This window comes from Deltaproteobacteria bacterium (assembly GCA_030654105.1).
Lineage (GTDB): Bacteria > Desulfobacterota > SM23-61 > SM23-61 > SM23-61 > JAHJQK01.
This window is the reverse complement of sequence record JAURYC010000084.1, coordinates 1-4959: the sequence shown is the minus strand read 5'-3', so window position 1 is coordinate 4959 and position 4959 is coordinate 1. Positions and strand designations below refer to the sequence as shown.

Annotated in this window: 4 protein-coding genes and 1 pseudogene; all 5 read right to left on the bottom strand. The window is 51.4% G+C overall.

The annotated features are described in order from the left end of the window. Window positions 1-731: 731 nt before the first annotated feature. The 5 genes and pseudogenes from argF to hslV all read right to left on the bottom strand — a co-directional run bounded on the left by argF (window position 732) and on the right by hslV (window position 4919). A complete protein-coding gene (argF, locus tag Q7V48_03225; protein ID MDO9209747.1) occupies window positions 732-1649 on the bottom strand; it encodes an ornithine carbamoyltransferase in 918 nt (305 codons plus the stop codon). Between the two features lie 7 nt (window positions 1650-1656). Beyond that, window positions 1657-1800: pseudogene (locus Q7V48_03220) on the bottom strand (aspartate aminotransferase family protein). A gap of 181 nt (window positions 1801-1981) precedes the next feature. Beyond that, on the bottom strand, window positions 1982-2860 hold the full coding sequence (gene argB / locus Q7V48_03215) for an acetylglutamate kinase (GenBank protein MDO9209746.1): 879 nt from the start codon (window positions 2858-2860) through the stop codon (window positions 1982-1984). A 53-nt stretch (window positions 2861-2913) separates the two neighbouring features. Beyond that, window positions 2914-4341, bottom strand: a complete 1428-nt coding sequence (gene hslU, locus Q7V48_03210) for an ATP-dependent protease ATPase subunit HslU (protein MDO9209745.1) — start codon at window positions 4339-4341, stop codon at window positions 2914-2916. Further along, window positions 4338-4919 (bottom strand): ATP-dependent protease subunit HslV, encoded by a 582-nt coding sequence (hslV, locus tag Q7V48_03205; GenBank protein MDO9209744.1) that lies wholly within the window; start codon window positions 4917-4919, stop codon window positions 4338-4340. The genes hslU and hslV overlap by 4 nt, the downstream gene beginning before the upstream one ends. Window positions 4920-4959 lie beyond the last annotated feature (40 nt).

The following is a 4959-nucleotide window of genomic DNA, read 5'->3' as shown; positions in this document are numbered from 1 at the left end:
TCTAAAGGATGAAACTCCAGGTCATTCAAAAAAATTAACCACAATAGACTGACTTATTCAATTATTTCAAAAGTTTTGTCAAGCCCCAAATTCACCTTGCCATCCTCAAGTAAAGTTTCTATGTCAAGTAAAGTTTCTAGGTAACCCTTCAGTGACGGAGGGCTATAGGAGGGGCTCTCTCTCCGGGAAAGATTCTGTTGTTGGCCCGGGGGCCAAGCCAGTACGCGCTGGAAGCATCGGCCGGGATACCCCTGGTCAAGCTGAACCCGCTGAACTTCCGCCGCGGAAGGCGGGAGGCGGCATCCCCGCCCCATCCATGAAGAAATTAGCGCCTTATGATTCCAAGCGGAATGGACTGGCTCCCGGGCCATGGGCGCCCTTGGCATTTACGCCGAACCTTTCCTCCTCCGACCTTGGTCACCCACTCCTCACTGAATGGTTACGTTTCAAGTAAAGTTTCTATTGACTACTTTCTCTCAATTTAGTACATTCCTAACAAAGTTTCCTTAACCATTTATATTCTCAGCTTTGGGTTCAAACTTTGGGGTAAAAAAAGATATTCGTAACACTTTAGCTCTTTGAAAAATTTGGCTAAAGTTCAATGCAAAATGCAAAAGTTAAATTGAAAATTTCAAAATGATTAGGGTTTTACAGAAAATTTGCATTTTTCAATTTGCAATTTTCACTTTTCAATGAAATTTAGCGTGTCTTTTCAAAACGCTAAATTGATACTATTTTTTTAATAACCATTCCAGGATCGCTTTCTGCCCATGCAGACGGTTCTCCGCCTGGTCGAAAACCACGGACTGCGGTCCTTCCAGAACTTCTGAACTGATTTCCTCGCCGGCATGAGCCGGGAGGCAGTGCATGACCAGTGCTCCTCTCTTTGCTCGGCGCAAAAGGGCTGTATTCACCTGATAGCCCTGGAATCGTTTATGCCGTTCTTTCCTTTCCTTCTCCTGCCCCATGGATGCCCAGACATCCGTATAGACCACATCGCTCCCTTGGACTGCTTGCCAAGGATCCCGGGTAAGTTCGATACGGGCTTTACGACCCCGGGTGGCCTCGGCGAGAAATTTCGCGTTCGGCTGATATCCCCTCGGGCAGGCCAGGGATAAGGCAATATCCAGCAGAGCTGCAGCCTGCACCCAGGTATTGGCAATGTTGTTCCCGTCCCCGATGTAAGCAATCTTTAAACCTTTATAGTTTCCACATTTTTCTATGATCGTCAAAAGGTCGCAAAAAACCTGGCAGGGATGAAGCAGGTCGGTCAACCCGTTGATCACCGGGACGGAAGACCACCGTCCCCACTCCTCGACCGTGGCCTGGTCGAAAGTCCGAATGACCACACCATCGAGGTAGCGGGAGAGAACCCTCGCGGAATCCGCGATAGGTTCGCCTCTCTTGATCTGCGTCGTCCCTGGGTCGAGGTAGACCGGATGGCCGCCCAATTGGGTCATGGCCACCTCAAAGGATACCCGCGTCCGAGTGGAAGGTTTGTCGAAAATCAATCCCAAGGATTTCCCGGCCAGCGGAGAATCTACTAAGCTTTTCTTCCATCTTCTTTTTAATACCAGGCTCCTCTTCAACAAAGCATCCATCTCACTCCGAGAAAGATCCGCCAAGGTCAAAAAGTCTCGTTTTTTCATCTTCGCCTCAACTCCAGGTGGAAAAGATTTCATCCAAAGCTTGCACGAGAAGGTCGATTTCTTCCGTGGTGACGACCAAGGGGGGAACAAATCTCATAACAGTGTCACTGGTACAATTGATCAGAAATCCTTTTTTCAAACACTCATTCACGGCGCTCTTGGCTTCCCGGGTAAACTCCATAATGCTCATAAGCATCCTTGTCCTCTGACCAGGACCACGGGTAGGCGCCCGTAGGTCTGGGCCAGCACTTCCTGAGAAATTTTAATCAATTATTCGTTGGTCATCGTTTTTCCTTTTCTCCTTGCGCCTGACGCCTTGCGCCTTGCGGTCTTTAATAGATCTGCGTTCCGATCCCCTCGTCCGTAAAGATCTCCAGCAAGATAGCGTGTTTTACCCGGCCATCGATGATGTGGGTTTTTTTCACACCCTCCTGCAGGGCCTGTAAACAACAATTCACCTTGGGAATCATTCCCCCGCTGATGGCCCCTTCCTTGAGATAACGTCCGGCCATCTCGGCATTCATCGTGGAGATCAGCTTTTTCTCTCCGTCGAGGACCCCCTCAACATCCGTGAGCAGAATGAATTTCTCTGCTTTCAGGGAGGCGGCGACTTTCCCGGCCACCAGGTCAGCGTTGATGTTATACGTCTCTCCTGCAGGCCCAACCCCCACCGGAGCGATTACTGGAATCCATTTGTTGTTCATGATGTTCTCAATTAATGCGGGGTTAATGGCTTCTACTTCGCCGACCAAGCCAATGTCCAATAGCTCTTTCTCCTCGGCATCTTTTCCCCGCCGGGAAATCCAGAGCTTTCTCGCCCGGATGAGGTTTCCGTCCATGCCGGCCAGACCCACCGCCTGACCACCGCGTTGATTGATCAGGGAGACAATTTCTTTATTGATCTTTCCCACCAGAACCATTTCCACGATCTCCATGGTCTCCCTATCGGTAACTCGCATGCCCTCTACGAACTTTGATTTTTTGCCGATTTTTTCCAGCATGCCGTCGATTTGCGGCCCGCCCCCATGGACGATGACCGGATTGAGCCCGATGTAGCGCATCAAAATTACATCCCGGACGAAGCTCACTTTAAGGTCCTCGTCCTCCATGGCGTGCCCCCCATACTTGATGACGATCGTTTTGCCGAAGAAACGTTGGATGTACGGCAACGCTTCCAGGAGAATATCGGCCTTATCAATTAAATTCTGCATCTTTCTTTTCCTTATAATTTTTTTAACTCGAAACCCGCAACTCGTAACTGTGCTTACAGAATATACCTGCTCAAGTCTTCATCCTTGATGATCTCACTAAGTTTATCCCGGACGTATTGGGCATCCAATAAAATATTTTTTTCTGCCCGATCAGGGGCATCAAAAGAGATTTCATCCAAAAGTCTTTCCAAAATGGTATGCAGACGACGGGCGCCGATATTTTCAGTGCGCTGATTCACCAAGGTGGCGAGCTCGGCAATTTCAGCGATGGCCTCCCCGGTGAAAGATAAGTTGATGGACTCGGTGGCCAAGAGGGCCATGTACTGCTTGATCAGGGCGTTCTTGGGTTCGGTAAGAATGCGGATGAAATCATCCCGGCTCAAGGAATCTAACTCCACCCGGATGGGGAATCGACCCTGCAGCTCCGGAATCAAGTCCGAGGGTTTGGAAACATGGAAAGCGCCCGCAGCGATGAAGAGGATATGATCGGTTTTCACCATTCCGTAGCGCGTAGTTACGGTCGTCCCTTCTACGATCGGTAGAAGGTCCCGCTGAACTCCCTCCCGGGACACATCCGGCCCGTGGGTAGTCTCTCGCCCGGCAATCTTGTCGATCTCATCCAGGAAGATAATCCCTCCTTGTTCCACGCGCTCGACCGCTAATCCGGTCACCTTGTCCATGTCAATCAGCCTCTGGGACTCCTCTTCGGTAAGCAGGTCCAATCCTTCGGGGACCTTGACCCTCCGCCGCTTGCTCTTCTTGGGAAGGAGATTGCTGAACATTTCCTTCAGGTTGATGTCCATCTCTTCCATCCCGGCGCTGGAAAAAATCTCTACGATAGGCAGGTTGCGTTGGGTCAGTTCCAGCTCGACGATCCGTTCGTCGAGTTTTCCAGAACGGAGCATCTGCCTGAGCTTCTCCCGGGTGGGTGAAGACAGCCGGGGGAGATTTTGAGTTTTTTCTCCTACGGCAGAAGGTTCACCAGGGTCATCCCCAATTTCTTCCGCTTTCTCTTCTTCCGCGGATTCTTTCTTGAGGGGAGGAAGCAACAGGTCCAGCATGCGTTCTTCGGCACTCTCCCGGGCCTTGACCTGGACTTTATCCGTCTCTTCTGCCCGCACCATGTTGACCGCCAGTTCGGTAAGGTCCCGGACCATTGATTCCACATCCCGCCCGACGTAACCTACTTCCGTAAACTTGGAAGCTTCAATCTTCAGGAATGGGGATTGAGCCAGTTTGGAAAGGCGGCGGGCGATTTCGGTTTTACCCACTCCCGTGGGGCCGATCATGATGATGTTTTTCGGGGCGATCTCGTCCCGCAAATCCTCCTCAACCCGCTGACGGCGCCAGCGGTTGCGCAAGGCAATCGCCACCGCCCTCTTGGCGTTTTGCTGGCCGATCACATATTTATCTAAGGCGACGACGATCTCGCGGGGAGTAAGATGTCTCAGTTCATCCGCGTCTTTTGGTTCGTTGCTCATTCTTCTCCTTGCTTGGGGGTTGGTTTGATCGTTGGGGGTTCTGCCCCCAATTCTTCTACGATTAGTTTATCGTTGGTGTAAATACAAATTTCTGAGGCAATCCGCATGGCTTCCTCGACGATCCCCCGGGCTTCCAGATTAGAATACTTGAGCAGAGCCCTGGCGGCAGCCAGGGCAAAAGGCCCCCCGCTGCCGATGGCCGCCACTTCATCATCTGGTTCAATGATGTCCCCCGTTCCCGAGAGGACCAAGGTAGAATCCCGGTTGGCAACGACCAGCAACGCTTCCAGCCGGCGGAGCATGCGGTCCGTCCTCCAATCTTTAGCCAGTTCTACAGCCGCCCGTGGTAGGTTTCCGCGGTATTGCTCTAACTTGGCTTCGAACCTTTCAAAGAGGGTAAAGGCGTCCGCCGTGGCCCCGGCAAAACCGGCAATGATTTGGTCTTTGTAAAGCCGGCGAACCTTTTTGGCGCCGTGTTTCATCACCGTGTTCCCCAAGGTCACCTGACCATCTCCGGCCATGGCGACTTTCCCTTTATGCCGGACGACGATCACCGTCGTCCCGATCATCTTTTCCATTGCCTTATTCATTTTTTTCTTTTCTCCTGCCACAGAGGAC

Coding starts and splice junctions, on each gene's coding strand:
- argF (MDO9209747.1), bottom strand. CDS start 1,649: ATGAAAAAACGAGACTTTTTGACCTTGGCGGATCTTTCTCGGAGTGAG.
- hslV (MDO9209744.1), bottom strand. CDS start 4,919: ATGGAAAAGATGATCGGGACGACGGTGATCGTCGTCCGGCATAAAGGG.
- hslU (MDO9209745.1), bottom strand. CDS start 4,341: ATGAGCAACGAACCAAAAGACGCGGATGAACTGAGACATCTTACTCCC.
- argB (MDO9209746.1), bottom strand. CDS start 2,860: ATGCAGAATTTAATTGATAAGGCCGATATTCTCCTGGAAGCGTTGCCG.